22 protein-coding genes are annotated in these 21,578 nt (G+C 60.7%); 5 read left to right on the top strand and 17 right to left on the bottom strand.

The genetic code is table 11. The features are described 5' to 3' along the window. Window positions 1–90: 90 nt before the first annotated feature. From K3557_RS14460 to mdh, 13 genes are all read right to left on the bottom strand, one after another. Window positions 91–399: an EthD family reductase gene (locus K3557_RS14460; protein WP_259994681.1), complete on the bottom strand. Its 309-nt coding sequence runs from the start codon at window positions 397–399 to the stop codon at window positions 91–93. A gap of 119 nt (window positions 400–518) precedes the next feature. Further along, on the bottom strand, window positions 519–1,910 hold the full coding sequence (gene lpdA, locus K3557_RS14455) for a dihydrolipoyl dehydrogenase (protein ID WP_259994680.1): 1,392 nt from the start codon (window positions 1,908–1,910) through the stop codon (window positions 519–521). Between the two features lie 70 nt (window positions 1,911–1,980). Beyond that, window positions 1,981–2,250, bottom strand: coding sequence for a hypothetical protein (locus K3557_RS14450; RefSeq protein ID WP_259990166.1), 270 nt, complete (start codon window positions 2,248–2,250; stop codon window positions 1,981–1,983). Between the two features lie 166 nt (window positions 2,251–2,416). Further along, window positions 2,417–2,809, bottom strand: a complete 393-nt coding sequence (locus K3557_RS14445; RefSeq protein ID WP_259994679.1) for an MAPEG family protein — start codon at window positions 2,807–2,809, stop codon at window positions 2,417–2,419. A gap of 72 nt (window positions 2,810–2,881) precedes the next feature. After that, window positions 2,882–3,511: a hypothetical protein gene (locus K3557_RS14440; protein ID WP_259994678.1), complete on the bottom strand. Its 630-nt coding sequence runs from the start codon at window positions 3,509–3,511 to the stop codon at window positions 2,882–2,884. Window positions 3,512–3,571: 60 nt separating this feature from the next. Further along, on the bottom strand, window positions 3,572–5,095 hold the full coding sequence (gene odhB / locus K3557_RS14435) for a 2-oxoglutarate dehydrogenase complex dihydrolipoyllysine-residue succinyltransferase (RefSeq protein ID WP_259994677.1): 1,524 nt from the start codon (window positions 5,093–5,095) through the stop codon (window positions 3,572–3,574). A 12-nt stretch (window positions 5,096–5,107) separates the two neighbouring features. Continuing rightward, window positions 5,108–8,059: a 2-oxoglutarate dehydrogenase E1 component gene (locus K3557_RS14430; protein ID WP_259994676.1), complete on the bottom strand. Its 2,952-nt coding sequence runs from the start codon at window positions 8,057–8,059 to the stop codon at window positions 5,108–5,110. Beyond that, window positions 8,056–8,517, bottom strand: a complete 462-nt coding sequence (locus K3557_RS14425) for a DUF805 domain-containing protein (RefSeq protein ID WP_259994675.1) — start codon at window positions 8,515–8,517, stop codon at window positions 8,056–8,058. Before K3557_RS14425 ends, K3557_RS14430 begins: the two co-directional genes overlap by 4 nt. A gap of 109 nt (window positions 8,518–8,626) precedes the next feature. Beyond that, the gene (sucD, locus tag K3557_RS14420) at window positions 8,627–9,511 is read right to left on the bottom strand and encodes a succinate--CoA ligase subunit alpha (protein WP_259990176.1); all 885 of its coding nucleotides are present in this window, start codon (window positions 9,509–9,511) and stop codon (window positions 8,627–8,629) included. A 13-nt stretch (window positions 9,512–9,524) separates the two neighbouring features. Beyond that, a complete protein-coding gene (locus K3557_RS14415) occupies window positions 9,525–10,352 on the bottom strand; it encodes a glycosyltransferase family 25 protein (RefSeq protein WP_259994674.1) in 828 nt (275 codons plus the stop codon). A gap of 77 nt (window positions 10,353–10,429) precedes the next feature. Next, complete coding sequence (locus K3557_RS14410) at window positions 10,430–10,981, bottom strand: hypothetical protein (protein ID WP_259994673.1); 552 nt, start codon at window positions 10,979–10,981, stop codon at window positions 10,430–10,432. A gap of 4 nt (window positions 10,982–10,985) precedes the next feature. Further along, entirely contained in the window at window positions 10,986–12,179 is a 1,194-nt protein-coding gene (gene sucC, locus K3557_RS14405) for an ADP-forming succinate--CoA ligase subunit beta (RefSeq protein WP_259990182.1), read from the bottom strand. A gap of 302 nt (window positions 12,180–12,481) precedes the next feature. Then, window positions 12,482–13,444, bottom strand: coding sequence for a malate dehydrogenase (mdh, locus tag K3557_RS14400; RefSeq protein WP_129369877.1), 963 nt, complete (start codon window positions 13,442–13,444; stop codon window positions 12,482–12,484). Between the two features lie 157 nt (window positions 13,445–13,601). Between mdh and K3557_RS14395 the strand changes: the two genes are divergently transcribed. Further along, window positions 13,602–14,357 carry a sulfite exporter TauE/SafE family protein gene (locus K3557_RS14395; RefSeq protein WP_259994672.1) on the top strand — a complete coding sequence of 252 codons (756 nt, stop codon included), beginning with the start codon at window positions 13,602–13,604 and terminating at the stop codon, window positions 14,355–14,357. 80 nt (window positions 14,358–14,437) lie between these two features. Here K3557_RS14395 and K3557_RS14390 read toward each other — a convergent pair whose 3' ends face one another. Next, complete coding sequence (locus tag K3557_RS14390) at window positions 14,438–14,752, bottom strand: hypothetical protein (RefSeq protein WP_259994671.1); 315 nt, start codon at window positions 14,750–14,752, stop codon at window positions 14,438–14,440. Between the two features lie 349 nt (window positions 14,753–15,101). Between K3557_RS14390 and K3557_RS14385 the strand changes: the two genes are divergently transcribed. The 4 genes from K3557_RS14385 to K3557_RS14370 are packed head-to-tail and all read left to right on the top strand — an operon-like array spanning window position 15,102 to window position 17,811. Then, a complete protein-coding gene (locus K3557_RS14385; RefSeq protein WP_259990190.1) occupies window positions 15,102–15,956 on the top strand; it encodes a CoA ester lyase in 855 nt (284 codons plus the stop codon). Between the two features lie 34 nt (window positions 15,957–15,990). After that, window positions 15,991–16,539, top strand: coding sequence for an NnrU family protein (locus tag K3557_RS14380; protein WP_259994670.1), 549 nt, complete (start codon window positions 15,991–15,993; stop codon window positions 16,537–16,539). Window positions 16,540–16,561: 22 nt separating this feature from the next. Continuing rightward, window positions 16,562–16,765 (top strand): DUF1737 domain-containing protein, encoded by a 204-nt coding sequence (locus tag K3557_RS14375; RefSeq protein ID WP_259994669.1) that lies wholly within the window; start codon window positions 16,562–16,564, stop codon window positions 16,763–16,765. Next, window positions 16,765–17,811, top strand: coding sequence for a MaoC family dehydratase (locus K3557_RS14370; protein ID WP_259994668.1), 1,047 nt, complete (start codon window positions 16,765–16,767; stop codon window positions 17,809–17,811). Before K3557_RS14375 ends, K3557_RS14370 begins: the two co-directional genes overlap by 1 nt. 747 nt (window positions 17,812–18,558) lie before the next feature. On the opposite strand, the gene K3557_RS14365 is transcribed toward K3557_RS14370, so the two are convergent. Genes K3557_RS14365 through K3557_RS14355 form a run of 3 tightly spaced genes read right to left on the bottom strand, consistent with a single transcriptional unit; the run spans window position 18,559 to window position 21,570 of the window. Then, entirely contained in the window at window positions 18,559–19,566 is a 1,008-nt protein-coding gene (locus K3557_RS14365; RefSeq protein WP_259994667.1) for an ABC transporter substrate-binding protein, read from the bottom strand. Next, window positions 19,545–20,912 (bottom strand): sensor histidine kinase, encoded by a 1,368-nt coding sequence (locus tag K3557_RS14360; protein ID WP_259994666.1) that lies wholly within the window; start codon window positions 20,910–20,912, stop codon window positions 19,545–19,547. The genes K3557_RS14365 and K3557_RS14360 overlap by 22 nt, the downstream gene beginning before the upstream one ends. Then, window positions 20,905–21,570, bottom strand: a complete 666-nt coding sequence (locus K3557_RS14355) for a response regulator transcription factor (protein WP_259990201.1) — start codon at window positions 21,568–21,570, stop codon at window positions 20,905–20,907. Before K3557_RS14355 ends, K3557_RS14360 begins: the two co-directional genes overlap by 8 nt. Window positions 21,571–21,578 lie beyond the last annotated feature (8 nt).

Here is a 21,578-nt window from a genome sequence, read left to right as displayed (position 1 = left end):
CGGGACGCTCGCCTGGGCCAAGAAAATTCGAATTTTCTTGGCAAAATTCTTTGAAGAATTTTTTGCCCGGCGGGTGCCGGGAGGGCTGTATCAGCGGAGGACTTCGCCTATCAGAACCTGCGGCTGGACGTCCGTAAAGTTTGGAATGTCGTCCAGAGCCGGTCCTGCTGCCTGCATCGCGGTATCCATGGCCGCCTGATTGGCAAAGGTCATCGTGGCGATGGCAAAAAACGGCGCCGGGACATCCGGCCCGCCCGCCAGCCCCTTGGTCACCACAATTGACTGCAGATGCGGCCCGATGTGCTGGTCGACAACCTTCATGTGGGTGTCCGCGTAATAGGCATAGTCGAATTTTCTTCCGTCACTGACGGGGTAGATGACTTGTAAAGAAACGGCCATGGCGGTGCCTCCTGCGGAGTGAAATCGAGGCTCAGTAAAGAGCGGATCGCCAGCCGTGCCAATCAAAAAAGGGCAGCTGCGGCGAGCTGCCCTTTGATATGTTCGGTGACTTGCCAGGTTCAGCTGTGAATCGGCCCGTCGCCGCAGGCCAGGGCGGCCTCGCGCACCGCCTCGGAATAAGTCGGATGCGCGTGGCAGGTCAGCGCCACATCCTCGGCCGAGGCGCCGAATTCCATCGCCACGCACAGCTCGTGGATCATGTCGCCCGCGGCCGGACCGATGATCGCCGCGCCCAGGATGCGATCGGTCTCCTTGTCGGCGATGATCTTGACAAAGCCGCCCTCGGCCTGGCCGACGGCCTTGGCCCGCGCATTGCCCATGAACATGAATTTGCCGGTCTTGATCTTGTGCCCTGCGGCCTTCAGCGCGTCCTCGGTGGCGCCCACGGTGGCCACTTCCGGCGTGGTGTAGACGACGCCCGGAATGACGCCGTAATTCACATGGCCATGCTTGCCCGCAATCACACTGGCAACTGCCATGCCCTCGTCCTCGGCCTTATGCGCCAGCATCGGGCCTTCGATCACGTCGCCGATGGCATAGACGCCGGGCACATTGGTGCGCCAGTGATCGTCCGTGGCGATCTGGCCGCGTTCAGTCAGTTTGACACCCAGCGCGTCCAGCCCCAAGCCTTCGCTGTAGGGCTTGCGCCCGGTGGCAACCAGCACCACATCGGCGTCCAGTGTCACCTCATCGCCGCCTTTCTTGGACTGGAATTTGACCTTTGCCTTGGTCTTGGTGGTCTCCACCCCCTGCACCGCAGCGCCCAGGATGATGTTCAGCCCCTGCTTTTCCAGGATCCGCTTGAAGCTGCGCTGCACGTCCTTGTCCATCCCCGGACAGACCGCGTCCATGTACTCTACCACGGTCACTTCCGAACCCAGACGGGCATAGACCGAGCCCAGCTCCAGCCCGATCACACCTGCGCCGATGACGGCCAGTTTCTTGGGGATCTTCGGCAGCTCCAGCGCGCCGGTGGAGGAGACCACGATCTTCTCGTCGATTTCGACTCCCGGAATGGAGGACGGCACCGAGCCGGAGGCGATCACGATGTTCTTGGCCTCATGCACCGCGTCGCCGACCTGCACCTTGCCCGCCGCGGGGACCGAGGCCCAGCCCTTGATCCAGTCGATCTTGTTCTTCTTGAACAGGAATTCGATGCCGCCGGTATTCTGGGTGATGACCTCATCCTTGTAGGTCTTCATCTGGTCCCAATCGACCGACGGCGATTTGCCCTTGAGGCCCATATGGGCAAAGTTGTGCTCTGCCTCATGCAGCAGATGGGTCGAATGCAGCAATGCCTTGGACGGAATGCAGCCCACATTGAGACAGGTGCCGCCAAGGGTTTCGCGGCCCTCGACCACAGCAGTCTTCAGTCCCAGCTGGGCGCAGCGGATGGCGCAGACATAGCCGCCGGGGCCGGCGCCGATTACGATGACGTCATATTGGGACATGGGTTGGTTTTCCTCTGTTCTCCCCGGTTCCGTTTGGCGGAACACGCATGAGGGGATAGTGGTCTTAGGATCAGACGGGGGTCAACATCTTGATCGAGATATTGGTGACCCCGTCGCGTTCAAGGTGCATAGCGAGCTCTTCCGAGCCGAAGAAAGCGCGCGCCTTCTCCAGATCAGTGATCGCGAACAGCGCCACGGCGTGGTTGTTGCGGTCCGGATCGCTCCAGACGTTCATGTCGGTGATGCCTGCGGCCTGGCGGTTGGCCTTGTCTTGCCGGAACACGGTCAGCCAAGCGGTGAAATCGGCCACATCGGCCTGCCAGAGAACATGGGTTGCCATTGGAGTTACTCCTTTGTGTTTTCTGCAGGCAGAGTGCACTGCATTGGCAAGGGAGCGCTTTGATTCCACTCAATTAAGGCATGTTCTGTGGTCAGATGTGCAGAAAGGGGGCGCTGCCCCCGGCCCTGACGGGCCTCCCCCGGAGTATTTCGGCAAAGGTGAATAATCATGCCGTAAGCACTCCCGCAAGCATCGCGGCAAGGCCGCTGGTGGCGATGAGCCAGATCGCGGTGCGCAGGTAGGGCACGCCGCTGAGGTAGGCAGGCAGGTAGAGGGCGCGGCCGCTGAGGTAGGTATAAATCCCGCCGGTGATCAGAGCGCTTTTGAGGCCACTCAGTTCCGCGACCAGCGCGAGGCTGATGAAGACCGGGGCGGTTTCCAGGAAGTTGGTGAAGGCCCGCCGTGCCCGGCCTGCGAGTGCGCTGCGGCTGACGGAGCTGTCGCGCGGGCCTGCGGTCCAGGCATTGCCCACCGAGAGCTTCAGCAGGAAGCTGTCGCAGCTCACGTGGATCAGGGCGAGGATCGAGAGGCAGACAAGGCCCCAGAGTGGGAGGGTCATTGGACGGAAGCCATTACTGAGTTCTCATCCTCTGATCGGGCTGCGGCCAATGTGAAACGCGGGCTTCCAAAATCACTTAAGTTTCCCTTTGTTTCGCCACAGAACGGAAGACACAGCAGGCGACGCCAGAGTTTCTAAGACCTTTTGTCGTTCGGCTTGCGACTTGCCTTTTAGAAATGCTGCCACCGCGTAGCCCTTCCGGAAAACGGTGAGTTTCCAGTAAGCGCGGAACAAACCGTCACCGCTGGTGGCGACGATCACAACCGCTAGCCAAGGATTAAACGTGCCTACAAATTTCCGTAGCTCAGGCTCCAGAAGCGCCAGTGCCAGAAGACCTGCGGCCGCACCTAGCAGTTTGATCTGGATGCGATTGTCCCAAGACCATGACATTTTCTTCACTACAGGGGAGTTTTCGGTAATCGCCATACCCCCTATGAACACGACGGCCAAAACAGCGGTTTCTAGCAGACGGGAAGCGCTTAGTAAGCCTATAGCGTAGGCTGCAGTCCCGGCAAAGAAAACAAGCCAGATGAGCAAGCGCATCAGGATATACTGTCTTGCTTCATTTTCCGAAATCGAAGTCTCGTCGCTAAGGTACATGCGGTTCACAAGATCTTGGCGTTCAATGTCTTGTGGAAACAGCACCGGGGAGGAATCCAGCTCCAGCCCTTCAATGGCTTTCTCGTATTTTGTCGCGAACAACGAATATCTCCAATCGCGAAAAGCGCCCCGGGAATATGTCCGGGGCGCAATTTGTCTTCTTTACAGATCCATCAGCAAACGCCGCGGATCCTCGAGGGCTTCCTTGACGCGGACCAGGAAGGTCACGGCGCCTTTGCCGTCAACGATGCGGTGGTCATAGCTCAGCGCCAGATACATCATCGGGCGGATTTCCACCTTGCCGCCCATGGCCATCGGGCGGTCCTGGATCTTGTGCATGCCCAGGATGCCGGACTGCGGCGGGTTCAGGATCGGCGAGGACATCAGCGAGCCGTAGACGCCGCCGTTGGAGATGGTGAAGGTGCCGCCCTGCATTTCCGCCATCGACAGCTTGCCATCGCGGGCGCGGGCGCCTTTCTCGGCAATCGCCTTTTCGATCGCGGCAAAGGACATCGCATCCGCATCGCGGATCACCGGCACAACCAGGCCGGTCGGGGTGCCGGCGGCAACACCCATGTGCACGAAGTTCTTATAGACGATGTCGGTGCCGTCGATCTCGGCGTTGACCTCAGGAACCTCCTTCAGCGCATGGCAGCAGGCTTTGGTGAAGAAGGACATGAAGCCCAGTTTCACACCGTGCTTCTTGAGGAACAGGTCCTTGTACTCGTTGCGCAGGGCCATCACCTCGGTCATGTCGACCTCGTTATAGGTGGTGAGCATGGCGGCGGTGTTCTGGCTGTCCTTCAGGCGCTTGGCGATAGTCTGGCGCAGGCGGGTCATCTTCACCCGTTCCTCGCGCGCCGCATCATCTGCGGTGACCGGGCCGCGCACCTGGGCCGGTGCCGGCGTTGCCGGAGCGGCGGGCGGTGCAGCTTTGGCGGCGGCCACCGCAGCAGCAACGTCTTCCTTCATGATGCGCCCGTCACGGCCGCTGCCGCTGACTTGCGCCGCATTGAGGCCTGCCTCGGCCATCGCCTTTTCCGCGGAGGGGGCGTTGGCAATATCCTTGGGCGCCGACGCGGTGGCGGCAGCCGGGTTCTGGGCGGCGGCAGGTGCGGAAGGGGCCGCGGAAGACCCGGCTGCGCCGCCAGCGATCACGCCCAGCTGTGCGGCAGCCTGGACGGTGGCACCCTCTGCGGCGATGATCTCGGTCAGCACGCCGGCAGCCGGGGCGGGCACCTCTACCGACACTTTGTCGGTTTCCAATTCGCACAGCATTTCGTCCTGCGCGACGCTGTCGCCGACTTTCTTGAACCACGAAGATACGGTGGCCTCGGAAACTGACTCGCCAAGCGCGGGAACCATGACCGGCACCGGTGCGCTATCGCCGCCGGAGGGCGCAGCAGCAGGAGCCGGTGCTGCGGCGGCAGGGGCAGCGGCAGCACCATTGGCCTCGGACAGGGTGGCCAGCAGCGCGTCGACGCCGACAGTCTGGCCTTCACCTGCGACGATCTCGCCCAGGGTGCCTGCGGCAGGCGAGGGCACTTCGACCGTCACCTTGTCAGTCTCCAACTCGCAGAGCATTTCATCGGCATTGACGGAGTCGCCGGGTTTCTTGAACCAGGTGGCCACGGTGGCCTCGGTCACGGATTCGCCCAGGGTGGGTACGCGGACTTCGGTTGTCATGTCTCTTTATCCTCAGATGCTCAGCGCTTCGTTCACGAGGGCTGCTTGTTGGGCTTTGTGCTGGCTGGCCAGACCGGTTGCGGGCGAGGCCGAGGTGGCGCGGCCTGTATAGACCGGCCGGGTGTGCTTGGCCTTGATGCGGGTCAGCACCCATTCGATGTTGGGCTCAATGAAGCTCCAGGCGCCCTGGTTCTTGGGCTCTTCCTGGCACCAGACCATTTCCGCCTGTTTGAAGCGTTCCAGCTCCTTGACCATGGAAATGGCCGGGAACGGATAGAACTGCTCGACCCGCATCAGATAAACATCGGTGATGCCGCGGGCGTCGCGTTCCTCCAGCAGATCATAGTAGACCTTGCCCGAGCACATGACGACACGCTTGATCTTGTCGTCCGCCACCAGCTGGGTGTCGGAGTTTCCGTGCTGGGCATCATCCCACAGCACCCGGTGGAAGCTGGAGCCGGTGGTGAACTCTTCCGCCTTGCTCACCGCCAGCTTGTGGCGCAGCAGCGACTTCGGAGTCATCATGATCAGCGGCTTGCGGAAGGTGCGGTGCAGCTGGCGGCGCAGGATGTGGAAATAGTTTGCAGGCGTGGTGCAGTTGGCCACAATCCAGTTGTCCTGACCGCACATCTGCAGGAAGCGTTCCAGCCGGGCTGAGGAGTGCTCAGGACCCTGGCCCTCGAACCCGTGCGGCAGCAGGCAGACGAGGCCGGACATCCGCAGCCATTTGCTCTCGCCCGAGGAAATGAACTGGTCGAACATGATCTGGGCGCCGTTGGCAAAATCGCCGAACTGGGCTTCCCACAGGGTCAGCGCGTTGGGTTCCGCCAGCGAGTAGCCGTACTCAAAGCCCAGCACCGCATATTCCGACAGGGCGGAGTCGATCACGTCGTATTGCGACTGGCCCGCGCGGATGTTGTTGAGCGGATAGTAGCGCTCCTCGGTCTCCTGGTTGACGATGCCGGAATGGCGCTGCGAAAAGGTGCCGCGGGTGGCGTCCTGGCCGGCAAGGCGCACCGGGTAGCCTTCCAGCAGCAGCGAGCCAAAGGCCAGCGCTTCGCCCGTCGCCCAGTCAAAGCCCTGGCCGGTTTCAAACATCTTGCCGCGGGCATCCAGGAACCGGCCCACGGTGCGGTGCATCGGGAAACCATCGGGCACCCGGCTGAGCGAGACGCCGATCTCAGACAGGGTTTCCGGCGCGATCGCGGTGCGGCCGCGCTGGTAGTCGGCGTCTTTCTTGTCCAGATGCGACCAGCGCCCGTCCAGCCAGTCGGCCTTGTTGGGTTTGTAATTCTTGCCGGTCTCAAACTCTTCGTTCAGATGCGCCTGGAAGGCGGCCTTCATGTCCTCGATCTCGCCCTCGGGGATCAGACCATCCTTGACCAGCCGGTCAGTGTAGAGCGTCAGCGTGGTTTTGTGGCCCTTGATCTTTTTGTACATCAACGGGTTGGTGAACATCGGCTCGTCGCCTTCGTTGTGACCGAACCGGCGGTAGCAGAAGATGTCGAGCACCACATCCTTGTGGAACTTCTGGCGGAACTCGGTGGCGACGCGGGCGGCATGCACAACGGCCTCCGGGTCGTCGCCGTTGACGTGGAAAATCGGCGCCTCAACCACCAGCGCATTGTCGGTGGGGTAGGGGGAGGAACGTGAAAAATGCGGCGCGGTGGTGAAACCGATCTGATTGTTCACCACAATATGCATGGTGCCGCCCGCCTTGTGGCCCTTGAGGCCCGACAGCGCAAAGCACTCCGCCACCACGCCCTGACCGGCAAAAGCCGCGTCGCCATGCAGCAGGATCGGCAGCACCTTGCTGCGGTCGGTGTCGCCAAGCTGGTCCTGCTTGGCACGGACCTTGCCGATCACCACCGGGTTCACCGCCTCAAGATGCGAGGGGTTGGCCGTCAGGCTGAGATGCACATTGTTGCCATCGAACGCGCGGTCGGACGACGCGCCAAGGTGGTATTTCACATCGCCGGAGCCATCCACGTCTTCGGGCTTAAAGCTGCCGCCCTGGAATTCGTTGAAGATGGCGCGGTAAGGTTTCTGCATCACATTGGCCAGAACCGACAGACGGCCGCGGTGCGGCATGCCGATCACGATGTCGCACACCCCCAGCGCACCGCCGCGTTTGATGATCTGTTCCATCGCCGGAATGAGGCTCTCGCCGCCGTCCAAGCCGAACCGCTTGGTGCCGGTGTATTTGACGTGCAGGAATTTCTCGAATCCTTCGGCCTCGACCATCTTGTTGAGGATCGCCTTGCGGCCTTCGCGGGTAAAGGTGATTTCCTTATTGTAACCCTCGATCCGCTCTTTCAGCCAGGCGGATTGCTCGGGGTCGGAGATGTGCATGTACTGCAGCGCAAAGGTGCCGCAGTAGGTGCGCTTCACAATATCGACAATTTGCCGCATGGTGGCAACCTGCAGCCCCAGTACATTGTCGATGAAGATCGGCCGGTCCATGTCGCCGTCGGTAAAGCCGTAGGTCTTGGGGTCCAGCTCCGGATGCGCCGCGGCGGCGCGCATGCCCAGCGGGTCAAGGTCGGCGGCCAGATGGCCCCGGATCCGGTAGGCACGGATCAGCATCAGGGCGCGGATCGAGTCAAGAACGGCGCGTTGCACCTGATCGTCGGTGACCTCAACGCCCTTGGCGGAAGCCTTGTCCCTGATCTTCTTGCCTGCACCCTTGGTCTCGGCCGGGGCCGGCCATTCACCGGTCAGCGCGCCGGTGAGATCATCATCCAGCGCCGGCGGCCAGTCGTCGCGCGCCCAGGACGGGCCCTTGGCCTCTGCCTTCACGTCCAGTTCTGCGTCGCCCATCTGGCGGAAGAACTCGCCCCAGGCGGCATCCACCGCGTTGGGGTCATTGGCGTATTGGGCATAGAGCTGCTCCAGATACTCCGCATTGTGCCCCTGCATGAAAGAGGAGGCGCGGAAGAGGTCGTTGGGGCTTTGTTCGGTCATAGTGGTGCCTCTTGCGGGTTGGGACCGTATTTGTTCTCACCTGGCTGGGATTTCTTTGAGGTAAAGAAAAGGAACAAAACGAGCGGGATCATTGCTGCTGCGAAACCTACTCCACTTTGGAGCTGCTGCAGATTGGGTAGAGCTTTCAGTGCGAACATCAGGATTGCGAAGAGTGCAAATGGCACAACAAATATTGTACTGGCTGCTATGCCTACATCGTGCAGACGCCGCGAAAGTGCAGCGAAAAACGGTATGGCGAACAATCCAGTATAAAGATTAAAGAACCAGGGGTATTGAGGCCCGAGATGGAAATAGACGCCAAAGTGAATTTTGAAACTACCTTCGGGCTGTTCCGCAGTCAGGTTTAATCCAACGAACTGGACAAGTGCCAAAAACAAAACAAAAAACCAGAACTCGCTTCGGGCCGCGCGCCCGCCGAATTGTGCATAATTGCCCATGCAAGTTTTGACTGAGGCCCAAAAGCCCATTGCTGCACCATACTTTATCTTGTGGGTTTTCCGCGCTCGCTCAAAACAAAGCTAGCGCGGAAAACCGTGTTTCTTTGGCTTATTTGCCGATCGCTTTCAGCACTGCTTCACCCAGGCCGGCCGGGCTTTCGGCGACCACGATGCCTGCGGCTTTCATCGCTTCAATCTTGTCCTCGGCGCCGCCTTTGCCGCCGGCAACAATAGCGCCCGCGTGGCCCATGCGGCGGCCCGGAGGGGCGGTGCGGCCGGCGATGAAGCCCGCAACCGGCTTGGAACGGCCCTTCTTGGCTTCATCCGCCAGGAACTGCGCGGCCTCTTCCTCGGCGGAGCCGCCGATTTCGCCGATCATGATGATGCTTTCGGTCTCGTCATCCGCCAGGAACCATTCCAGCACGTCGATATGCTCGGTGCCTTTGATCGGGTCGCCGCCGATGCCGACACAGGTCGACTGGCCCAGGCCCACGTCGGTGGTCTGCTTCACCGCCTCATAGGTCAGGGTGCCGGAGCGGGACACCACGCCAACCGAGCCGCGGCGGTGGATGTGGCCGGGCATGATGCCGATCTTGCAGGCGTCCGGGGTGATCACGCCGGGGCAGTTGGGGCCGATCAGGCGCGATTTGGAGGTTTCCAGCGCCCGCTTCACCCGCATCATGTCCAGCACCGGAATGCCTTCGGTGATGCAGACGATGACTTCCATTTCGGCGTCGATCGCCTCGAGGATGGAATCGGCGGCAAACGGCGGCGGCACGTAGATCACCGAGGCATTGGCTTCGGTCACATGCTTGGCTTCATGCACGGAATTGAAGACCGGCAGGTTCAGATGCGTCTGGCCGCCTTTGCCGGGGGTGACGCCGCCGACCATTTTGGTGCCATAGGCGATGGCCTGTTCAGAGTGGAAAGTACCCTGCGAGCCGGTGAAGCCCTGACAGATAACTTTGGTGTTTTCGTCGATGAGGACTGCCATGATGTCGGTTCCTTCAAGCGGTATGTGTCTGTTGGTTCTGCGGGGTGGCCAGGGAGCGGCCGTCGAAGCGGATTTTTTCGAGGGTGGCCCGCCCCAGGACCACACTGGGAAATACTCTGAAGCCGCCGCGGAATTCATAGATCCCGCGCCGGAGTTTCTGGCGGAGCAGCGGCCAGCCCTTGGGGCGGTGGCGCGCCGGGCCGATGGCATGTTCGCCGGGGGCCTCGTTGCCCTGTTCGGCCAATGCGGGCTGGACCTGATAAACCTTGATGCTGCGCGCAGGCTTTGAGGCGTCAAAGTTAAACAGAAGATTGTCGAGCGTGATTTCAAACGGACGGCTGTCCAAGAGATGCTGCGCCGCCCGGCGGGAAACCGCATAGGCTGCACCGCCCGCGTGGCGCGACAGCATCTGGCGCACCTCGCGGCCCATGTGGGTAAAGCCATCCTTGCCAAGCGCCACCTGCAGCTTTTTGGCCCGCCAGCGTTCGAATTTGACGATACCGGCATCCTGCGGCCACCAGGACAGGTCGTTCAGCCAGGCGCCGGTGTCGGGCGACAGGAAGACGTCATCCTCCAGGATCAGCGCCACATCGGCGTCTGAGGCCAAAAACGCCTCCCAGGCCTTGGCATGGCTGAGGGTGCAGGCCATGTCCTTGGTCTGGAAGTAGCCCCAGTTACCTTCTGGTGCGCATTGGTTCAGCATTTCCTCACGGCTGACCTGGGTACTGTCCACCGCATCGATGCGCACAGCAGACAGCCCGGCCTGATCCAGCTCCCGCTGCATCAGCTCGGCCCGGCCTGTGGCCTGCTGCAAGCCTATGAGGTAGACGGCGGCTTTCACGAGGTGGCCCTTTCCGGCATGGATGGCTGGATGAGGCTGAGCCGTTGCCTGTTGATCTTCTTGGCGTGTGACACGTTTTAGTACCTCACGGGGCCGTTGGTCCGGTAAAGCACCAGGGCGTAGTTGCTGTGATTGCCGCTTTCCACCGTACGCCGGGTTGCAACAATGCCATGCTGGTCGCCGGAGAGGACCCAAGCTTCCTCAAACCTGTGTTGCTTGAGCCGGTCTGCCGGAACCCGGACGGCTGACGGGAAGGCGGCCGCCACATAGCGGCGGACCCGCTCGGTCTGCCCGGTCCTGGAGTACGCCTGAACCATGCATCCACGGCTGGACACAGCCACTGCCGGCCGCCGGTCATCAACAACATAAACGCGCCCGCCGTTCCGCGCTCTGCGCCGCAGGGGCACATAGCTGGACGCGCGCAACAGCCGTTCTGCGGCCTGCGGGTCACGCGGTCCTTTGGTGCAGAATTTGTCAAAGGTTTTGACAAAGGCTGTTGGGCTGCTTTTCGGCACGATGTTACTGTCCTTGATGTTGGCAAGCTCGTAGGCATCCGGTCCCAGGTTCAGGCTGGCACAACCGGCGGTCAAAACTACCGCAAGCACCGCAAGAATCTGGGCCGGCTTCACGGCCTTAGCCCTTCACGGCCTTTACGATTTTCTCGGCGCCGTCTTTCAGGTTGTCGGCGGCGATCACGTCGAGGCCGGAGGTGTTGATGATCTCCTTGCCTTTTTCGACGTTGGTGCCTTCCAGGCGGACCACCAGCGGCACTTTCAGGCCGACTTCCTTGACTGCGGCAACCACGCCCTCGGCGATGACGTCGCAGCGCATGATGCCTCCGAAGATGTTGACCAGGATGCCTTTGACCTGCGGGTCCGAGGTGATGATCTTGAACGCCTCGGTCACCTTCTCCTTGGTTGCACCGCCGCCCACATCAAGGAAGTTGGCAGGCTCGGCACCATAGAGCTTGATGATGTCCATGGTGGCCATCGCCAGGCCGGCGCCGTTCACCATGCAGCCGATCTCGCCATCCAGCGCGATATAGTTCAGGTCGTATTTCGAGGCTTCCAGCTCTTTCGGGTCTTCTTCGGTGGTGTCGCGCAGCTCGGCCACGTCGGCGTGGCGGTAGACCGCGTTGCCGTCAAAGCCGACCTTGGCGTCCAGCACCTTGAGACTGCCATCGTCCGCCACGATCAGCGGGTTGATCTCCAGCATCTCCATGTCTTTATCGACGAAGGCTTTGTAGAGCTGGCCCATCAGTTTGACGCATTGCTTGACCTGCGCGCCTTCCAGGCCGAGCGAGAAGGCGATGCGGCGGCCGTGGTAAGCTTGGTAGCCGGTGGCCGGGTCGACGGAGAAGGACAGGATCTTTTCCGGGGTGGCGGCGGCCACTTCCTCGATGTCCATGCCGCCCTCGGTGGAGCAGACAAAGGAGATACGCGAGGTCTGGCGGTCAACCAGCAGCGCCAGGTACAGCTCGGTCTGGATGCCGGAGCCGGCCTCGATATAGATGCGGTTCACCTGCTTGCCCGCCGGGCCGGTCTGATGGGTCACCAGGGTGCGGCCCAGCATCTTCTTGGCTTCCTCGGCGGCTTCCTCAACCGATTTGGTCAGGCGCACGCCGCCCTTTTCACCGGCATCGGCTTCCTTGAAGGAGCCCTTGCCGCGGCCGCCTGCGTGGATCTGCGCCTTCACCACCCAGAGCGGGCCGTCAAGTTCACCTGCGGCGGTTTTGGCGTCTTCGGCTTTCAGCACCACTTTGCCGTCTGACACCGGAGCACCGTAGCTGCGAAGGAGGGCTTTGGCCTGATATTCGTGGATGTTCATCTGAAACTGTCCCGTCTGGCTGCAATTGTCTGGCTTCAATAGGCCGTCTTAAAGCCAAGTGTTAAAGGCTTTTTTGACAGGGTGCGGGGAAATGATGAAGATTTTCGAGTTTTGTGATCACGGTTTTTGGGGGTGTGATCACAAATTATCGGAAGCTTAACGGCGGTGATTCGAAGCCGGCCGCCATGCGCCGCCACCGCCGCATCGTAGGCCAAAAGCGTCAGTCGCCGGTCCGGTTGTGCCGAAGCAAAAGAAAAGGGCCCGCCAAAGCGGACCCTCTGATCTGTGTAAGGCTAAAAGGCTCAGGCCAGCGAACCGTCGATGCCTTTGCAAGCCTCTACCAGGCCTTTAACGGCATTGACCGAGTTGTCGAACATGACTTGCTCTTCCTCGTTCAGCTGGATGTTCACGACCTTCTCGATGCCGCCGGCGCCGATCACGGTGGGTACGCCCACATACATGCCTTTTACGCCCAGCTCGCCGTCGCAATAGGCCGCGCAGGGCAGCACGCGTTTCTGGTCTTTCAGGAAAGCTTCGGCCATTTCGATGGCGCTGGTGGCCGGCGCATAGAAAGCAGAGCCGGTTTTCAAAAGGCCCACGATTTCTGCGCCGCCGTCACGGGTGCGCTGCAGGATCGCGTCCAGGCGCTCCTGGGTGGTCCAGCCCATCTTGACCAGATCGGGCAGCGGAATGCCTGCGACGGTGGAGTAGCGCACCGACGGCACCATGGTGTCGCCATGGCCGCCCAGCACAAATGCAGTGACGTCTTTCATGGAGACGTTGAATTCTTCGGCCAGGAAGTGGCGGAAGCGTGCGGAATCCAGCACCCCGGCCATGCCGCAGACCTTGTTCGCGGGCAGGCCCGAGAATTGCTGCAGCGCCCAGACCATCGCGTCCAGCGGGTTGGTGATGCAGATCACAAATGCGTCCGGTGCGTGGTCGCGGATGCCTTCGCCAACGGATTTCATCACCTTCAGGTTGATGCCCAGAAGGTCGTCGCGGCTCATGCCCGGCTTGCGCGGCACACCTGCGGTGACGATGCAGACGTCGGCGCCTGCGATGTCCTCGTAAGACTGGGTGCCTTTGAGGCTGGCGTCAAAGCCTTCGGAAGGACCGGATTGTGCGATGTCCAGCGCCTTGCCTTCGGGGGTGCCTTCGGCGATGTCAAAGAGCACGACGTCGCCGAGTTCCTTGAGGGCTGCGAGATGTGCAAGGGTGCCGCCGATCTGACCTGCGCCGATGAGGGCGATTTTGGGTCGTGCCATTGGGAATGTCTCCGGTCCGGTTGAAATTTCCTGATGCCTACGGCGTAACGGCCCGCCGTGCAAGGGTTCCACGCTGCGGCAAAGGGTTCGGTATACTTATGTATGCTGCGTTGATATCGCTAAAGGGCGTGTAATTCAGGGCTTTCGGAGGCGGGCAATGGCGGCATTTGACGCTATGTTTTTCGTTTTTGCCATCCCCGCGGTCGTTTTTGCGGGCGTGTCCAAGGGCGGTTTCGGTTCCGGCGCGGCCTTTGCATCCGCGGCGATTCTGGCGCTGGTGATTGAGCCGGGCGCTGCATTGGCACTGATGCTGCCGTTGTTGATGCTGATCGATCTGGCAGCTCTGAAGCCCTATTGGGGGCGTTGGAACCTGCGCGCCTCGCTGCTGCTGATTGCCGGAGGGGTGCCCGGAGTGGCGCTGGGGGCCTGGCTGTATGCGGCAGTGAATGACGAAGCGATGCGGGTGCTGATCGGTGCCGTTTCAGTCGGATTTGTACTGTGGCAGCTGCGCAGCCGTTTTGGAGTAAACGTGTTCGCCGGAGCGCCGCTTTCTTCCGGGGCAGGGGCGCTGGCCGGGCTGGCGGTGGGCTTCACCAGTTTTGTCAGCCATGCGGGCGGGCCTCCGGCTGCGGTTTACCTCCTCAGCCTGAAGTTGCGGAAGACCGAGTATCAGGCGAGTACGGTGCTGATCTTCTGGGTTATCAATCTTGCTAAGGCGGTGCCCTATGCCGGGCTGGGGCTGTTTACACGTTCAACGTTGCTGCTGGATCTGATCCTGGCGCCCTTTGCGTTGCTGGGGGCGTGGCTGGGGGTGAGGCTGCATCACAGTATCCCGGAGCGCGGGTTCTTTGCGCTGACCTATGTGCTGCTGACCGTCACCGGAGTCAAGCTGATTTGGGACGGGCTGACCTGATACCTGTGTCAGGAGCAGCCCGCCGCGTCGTTTGCGGCCATTGTAACCGCAGCCTGGAAACCTGCCTCAATAACTTCTGCTCAGGCGTCGCTGTCGGTGTCCGGCAGTGCTTCTGCGAGCACTTCGTAAGACTGGCCTGATGCCACCAGGCAGGTCATTCCGTTGGGGGTCGTGACTGTGATGGTCCAGCTGCCGGTCTTGCCGGAGGCAAAGGTTTCCATCACCATGCCCTTCTGGCCAACGCCGATGCTTTGACGGCTTTCGCCGTATTTTTCGGCCAGCCGTTTGATCACCGTATCGCGCGGGGCGCAGTTGCGGCTTTGCGCGGTGGCAGGTACCGCTGCCAGGGTCAGTGCGGCAAAGGCTGCCGGCAGTGCGAAGATTGATATTTTCATCTCGTTTTACCCTTTCCGGAACGGCCGGACAGAGCCGGGTGCCTGACGGCAGCCCCCGGTATCCCTGTGCGGGCCGGTGTGTAACGCAATTCGAAATGCAGGCCCCATGCCTGCGGGCAACAGGTGCGGCCTGGGGCGGCGGCAGGGGTCCTGTGCCTTGGTATCTATCAGTTTGGCAATCAGGTGCTGATAAGTGGTTAACCCTGCGGGCGCTTAAAAATCACTAAATATATCAGCATCTTGCTGCATGCGCGGGGAGGGTTACGCTGCGCTGCGGCGGAATTGTACTTGAAAGTATACAGTCGAATCTGTACCGCTTTACGCAACAAAATAACTTTGGAGAGCCTTGATGGACCCGCGCACGCGCCCGTACCGTTCGGTTTTGTACATTCCCGGCTCCAAGCCGCGTGCACTGGAGAAGGCCAGAACCCTGCCGGTGGACGCGGTGATCTTTGATCTGGAAGACGCGGTGTCGGTGGATGAAAAACCCAATGCCCGCGCGACCTTGACCCAGGCGCTGGAGACGGGCGGCTTTGGCGCCCGGATGAAGATCGTGCGGATCAACGGGCTGGATACGCCGTGGGGGCGTGAGGATGCGAAGGCGGCGGCACAGATGGATTGCGACGCGATTCTGCTGCCCAAGGTGAATGCGCCGGCGGATCTGGATGCGCTGGCGGAGATCACCGGGGATATTCCGCTGTGGGCGATGATGGAAACCCCGCGCGGCATGCTGAATGCTGCCGCCATCGCGGCGCACCCCAAGCTGCAGGGCATGGTGATGGGCACCAATGATCTGGCCAAGGAATTGCAGACCCGTTTCCGCCCCGACCGGCTGCCGATGATGGCGGGGCTGGGCCTGTGCCTGCTGGCCGCCAAGGCCGAGGGGCTGGTGATCGTCGATGGTGTTTATAACGCTTTTAAGGATGTTGAGGGACTGTCGGCGGAATGTGCCCAGGGCCGCGACATGGGATTTGACGGCAAGACCCTGATCCATCCGGCGCAGGTGGAGGTTGCCAATGCTGCCTTTGCCCCGACCGAGCGCGAGGCCGAGACCGCCCGCCGCCAGATCGCCGCTTTTGATGAGGCACAAGCCGCAGGCCAGGGTGTTGCCGTGGTCGATGGCAGGATAGTCGAGAACCTGCATGTGGTTACGGCGCGCGAAATCCTGGCAAAAGCGGATGCAATCGCCGCGCTTTCGGCCTAGCTGTTGTCCCGGCTGACAGCATTTGGAGACTGATATGGCGTTACTGATCCTTGGCATCCTGTTGTGGTGGGGCGGCCACCTGTTCAAACGGCTGGCACCGGAGGCGCGCGCGTCCATGGGCAACGGCGGCCGCGGTGTAGTTGCGCTGGTGCTGGTTGCCGGCGTGGTGCTGATGGTGCTGGGCTACCGCAGCATGGAGTTCATCCACGTCTGGGCGCCGCCGTCCTTCATGGTTCATATCAACAACCTGCTGGTCTTGATCGCCATCTGGATGATGAGTCCGGCGCCAAAGAAAGGCGCGCTGCTGAACGGCATGCGCCACCCGATGCTGGCGGGCTTCAAGCTTTGGGCTGCAGCGCATCTGCTGGTCAATGGCGACCTGGCGTCGATCATCCTGTTCGGCGGTCTGCTGGCCTGGGCAGTGGCTGAGGTGATCGTGATCAACCGTTCCGAACCGGACTGGCAGCCGGGCCCCAAGGGCTCCATCGCCAAGGACGGGATGTTCTTTGCCGCTTCGATTGTTCTGATGGGGGTGATCGGCTACGTCCACGCAATGGTCGGGCCGTCGCCATTTCCGGGATAGGGGCTTTGCTGGGTAGGATGCTATGAAACTTTACCGATTTTTGTCCGAGGACGACACCTCTGCCTTTTGCCACAAGGTCACGCAAGCGCTGAACAAGGGCTGGGAGCTGCATGGCAGCCCGACCCAGACCTTTGATCCCGTGAAGGGGATCATGCGCTGCGGCCAGGCGGTGGTGAAAGAGGCGGACGGGACCTACACCCCCGAGACCAAACTGGGAGAACACTGATGGCCAAGACCAGTCCGGCCAAAACCAATCCGGGACGCTTTTTCGAAGACTATACCGTTGGCGAGGTGATCCGCCATGCGGTGCCGCGCACGGTGTCGGGCGGCGAGCGGGCGCTGTATCACGCGCTTTATCCGGCGCGCCATGCGCTGTATTCTTCGGATGAATTTGCCCGGGACTCTGGTCTGCCGTCGGCGCCGCTGGATGATCTGGCGGCCTTCCATGTGGTGTTCGGCAAGACGGTGCCGGACATTTCGCTGAATGCGCTGGCGAACCTTGGTTATGCCGAGGGACGCTGGCTGCTGCCGGTCTATCCTGGCGACACCCTGCGCTCAGAATCCGAAGTGATCGGCCTCAAGCAGAACTCCAATGGCAAATCCGGTGTGGTCTATGTGCGCACCCGCGGGTTGAACCAGCGCGATGACTGCGTGATGGAGTATGTGCGCTGGGTAATGGTCCGCAAGGGCGATCCGGTTGCGCCGGCGCCGGAGACGGTGATCCCGGAATTGAACAAGGTGATCCCGGCGGACCAGCTGGTGATCCCGGCCGGGCTGGATTTCAGCAACTACGATTTCACCCTGGCCGGCGAGCCGCACCGCTGGGGCGACTACGCGGTGGGCGAGACCATCGACCATGTGGATGGCGTCACCATCGAGGAAGCCGAACATATGATGGCGACCCGCCTGTGGCAGAACACCGCCAAGGTGCATTTCGACAATACTGCCCGTCCCGATGGCACCCGTCTGATCTATGGCGGTCATGTGATTTCAATGGCGCGCGCGCTGTCGTTCAACGGGCTTGCCAATGCGCAGATGATTGCGGGTCTGAACGGCGGCGCGCATGCCAATCCGTGCCTGTCGGGTCTGACCGTGCGGGCTTGGTCCGAGGTGCTGGACAAGGCCGATACAAGCGCGCCTGGCGTTGGTGCAATCCGGCTGCGGCTGGTGGCGACCAAGGGCGGCGCGCCGTTTGAGCTGAAGGGCGAGGATGGCAAATACCTGCCGGACGTGCTGCTGGATCTCGATTACTGGGCCTTGATGCCGAAGTAACGCAAGGGGGCTTTGCCCCCGCGCGCCTTGGGTGCTCATCCTCAGGATTATGTGTTTGTTATTGCCGTTGATGCGGCCTGTGCCAGATTGAGGGCGGCCGGTTTTCCGGGGCCATCCGGGGGACTGGCGGCGGGCGGACGTCCCCTGGAAAGACCTGAATCTGGTGGCATTGCGGTCGTAAAATATCCTGCCATCCGCCGCCCCACATGGGCGGCGGTCCCCTTCGAACTTGCTGACCAGGGCATGTGCCAAATTGCCAGGACCGTGACGCCGCGTCCGATGGGGCGTGACGGCAGCGCGGATTGAACGATCCGGCCGCAATCGGCGCAGGCCATGTATTACCCGGCAGGCGATTTGCATAGCAAATCTGCCGAGAGGGCGCGGGCGGACAATGCGGTTCACCAGTGAGCCTTGTGGAGAGACCCAAGGCGAACGCGACCGTCCAGCAGGTTTTCTGCTGCGTTGCAGCCCACGTCACCGAAGCCGCCATTGAACCCCGTAATGAGATGCCGAAGCCATCCCGTCCTTTCGGTGCGCGGTGTTTGAACCCGAAAGGTGCCGGACAGAGCCACCATTCGCTGCGGAGGGGCCAATGGCAGCTATCTGAGCGAAGCGCCATGGGGAGCCAGCGCTATGACATTGATCTATCGCACTACCAATATGGTTCTGCCCAACCCTGCCCAAATAGCCGAATGAGCTAGGGAGATGCGCGCAGGCGGCACCAACGCGTCCAAGTCGCCGGCAAGACTACTGGAAAACGGCGCTTTCCCACTCTTCGAGAAATGTCCGCCGCTTCAGTTTGTCCAAATAGGTAAGCAGCGCGGGTTCCAGAGCAATGGTCGACTGGCGAACACTGTCTTGCGCTGAAACAAGAGGCGGCAGCTTGATGTGCTTTTCACCAGCTTTGCTGGATTGCAGGAAAATCAGATGGTGGATGAAAGCGGCTGCAATTTGGGGGTTTGGTGCGTCTTTTGAAACGAAGACGGTCCGCATTATTGTTGTCGGAAAATCGGACGGCAGGATGATCTGCAGACCATCATCCGGATTGGGGCGCGCCGCGGCATAGCTGCCAAGCACATTATAGGCAACTGCGATGGTACCGTTGGCGAGGTCATCAATCATCTCGCCCGAACAGCAATAGAGACGCACGCCCAGGCTTCCCATCACCTCCGTCAACCTCCAGTAGGTCTCGGAGGCGCGAGCATCCTGGGTGGCAAACAGATATCCGACGCCGGACTTACGAACATCATAGGTGCCGATCCGGTTGCGGAAGAAATCCGGCCGATCGCGCATGGCCTGGATCAAGGCCTGCCTGGTTTTTGGAATTTCATGTCCGGAAAAAGCCGCGCGGTTTATCACAATGGCAGCAGGTTCGGTGGTGAAGGCAAAAAGACTGTGCCGCCATTGTGCCCAATCAGGGACCTCCAGCGCCGGAACGGCACGGGCGTAGCCATCATTAGCAAGTTTGAGCTGAAGATCCATCGCGCTGGAGATCGCCAGATCGAACGCCTGCGGCGCCTGCCGGATCAACCTGTCTACTTCAATGGTTCCGGTGACCAGATATTCCACCGAGACATTCGGGTTCACCGCTAGAAAGCTGGTAATGATCGGGGCGATGAACGAGGTGTCGGTGCTTGAGAGCACCCGCAGGGTCCGGGTCGCGGATTGCCCTTCAAAGACTTGCCGGTCTTCCCAGTCTTGCGCGGCCGCCAGAAACGGCCAAAGACAGATGATCACAGCGAAAAGATAACGCATGCGCCGCCTTCCGGTTTATTTGAAAGATCCAATGTCCCGCCATGCGCAACCGCAACATCCCGTGCGATCGTCAAGCCAAGCCCGGAACCGATGATGTTTTTGGCGTTTGCACCCCGGGTAAAACGTGACGCCAGGGTGCCGATCTCGTCCGCAGGGAAACCTTGCCCCTGGTCGCGGACTTCAACCTGCGCCCGGGGCCTCGACCTGATGCGGATATGAATGACAGTTTCGCTTGGCGCATATTTGAGCGCATTGTCGATGATGTTGCGGAGGGCGTTCTGAAGCAGGATCGGGTCGCCCGAAATCGGCACAGTAGCTTCGGTATCTAACCGCAGCTCTACATCTTTCATCTCAGCCACCGGTGACAGGCGCTGCACAAGTTCCTTTGTCAGATCAACCAGATCAAGGTTCTGGCGTTCCAGATGATCGGCGCGAAAAGTAATCATCGCATGATCCAGAAGCTGCCCGGCAGCGCGCGAACTTTCGTCGATTGCGCGCACCATGGCCCTTAATGCCTGGCGGTTTTCCTCCTTGCTGACGCGCTGCAAAGTTGCCTCGGCATGGGACCGGACCGTGGCCAGTGGCGTGCGCACCCGATGGGCGGCTTCGGCGATGAAATCTTCGGATTGCTGCAGGGAGTAGTCGAGGCGTGTCATAAACCTGTTCAGAGATGACACCAGCGGGGCCATTTCCGACGGCACCGGCTGCGAGACCGGCCTCAGGTCCTGCGGCCCGCGGCGGGTCACTGACAGGGCAAGCCGCCTGAGCTGTCCAATGGTTGTGGAGGTTGCCCAGAACGACAGCAGTGTGGCCAGCAGAAAGAACCCCAGGCCAAAAATTGCGACGTTGCGGGAAATCAGGTTCAGCGTTCCGGCCAGAGCATCCTGGGTCTGGGCAATTGAGACCGTAATCCGGGTTTTGGCATCTGCCCCGATCAAGACACGCGATGCCGTGGCCAGGCGCATTTCGGCACCGCGGAAAGCAACTGTCTGAAAGCCGGCCTTCTTTCCGGGCGGCATTTGCAGACGCGGCAGGTCTTCATATCCCGATAACACGGTGTCATCCTGATAGATCGCATAAAAAATTCGGTCATCGGATGCCGTCGCCAGCATGGCGAAAGACGCATAGGGAAAGTCGATTTCAACGGCACCGTCACGCAGGATGGCCGCGTCCAGTATTGATGTCACCGAGGCGTTTATGATGTTGTCCTGGCCTCGCTGTGCAATTTGCGCCGCATAGCTCCGCGCCACAAAATATAAGAGAATGGCTAGCAGAGCTGCGCCGCCGATCAGGGTGATCGCCAGGCGGTTCCGCAGCGATCCTGAAACACGAAACGCATCACTCATGGTCCAACCGGTATCCAAGACCGCGATGGGTGGTGATCTTGAGGCTGGAGTTCTCAAGGTGCTTGCGAAGCCTGCCTATATACACTTCAATCGCGTTTTCCGACACATCCTCATCGTAGGAAAAGAGGCTGTCGGCCAGCTTCTGTTTCGGGAAAATCCGGCCAGGAGCATTGATCAGAAGCTCAAGCAGCCGCAGTTCACGATTTCGCAGGTTGACGGTCTCGCCGCCAACCGCGAGGCGGCCTGCCACCGGATCAAAGGTCACGCCGCCGATGCGCAATACAGTTTGCGCAGTACCGGTCTTGCGGCGCAGCACGGCGCGGCAACGCGCCTGAAGTTCGGCGTGATCAAAAGGTTTGGTGAGATAATCATCCGCTCCGAGATCCAGCAGGCTGATTCTGTCGGAAACCTGGGAACGCGCGGTCAGAACGATGACAGGTGTGTCCTTCTCCCGGGCCCGGTGCTGTTTGAGAAACGTCCGGCCATCCCCATCCGGCAGCATGATATCCAGCAGAATCAGATCATAATCGCCAACTTCGGAATAAGTGATAGCATCCCGGATTTTACACGCATGATCAACCACATGACCATCAAATTTCAACCGCGAACAAATCGCATTTGCCAGGTCGGCATTATCTTCGATCAAGAGAAACTTCATCAGGATTT

The organism is Leisingera sp. M523 (assembly GCF_025141335.1).
GTDB lineage: Bacteria > Pseudomonadota > Alphaproteobacteria > Rhodobacterales > Rhodobacteraceae > Leisingera.
The sequence above is the reverse complement of the archived record's forward strand: the minus strand, read 5'-3'. Positions and strand labels throughout refer to the sequence as shown.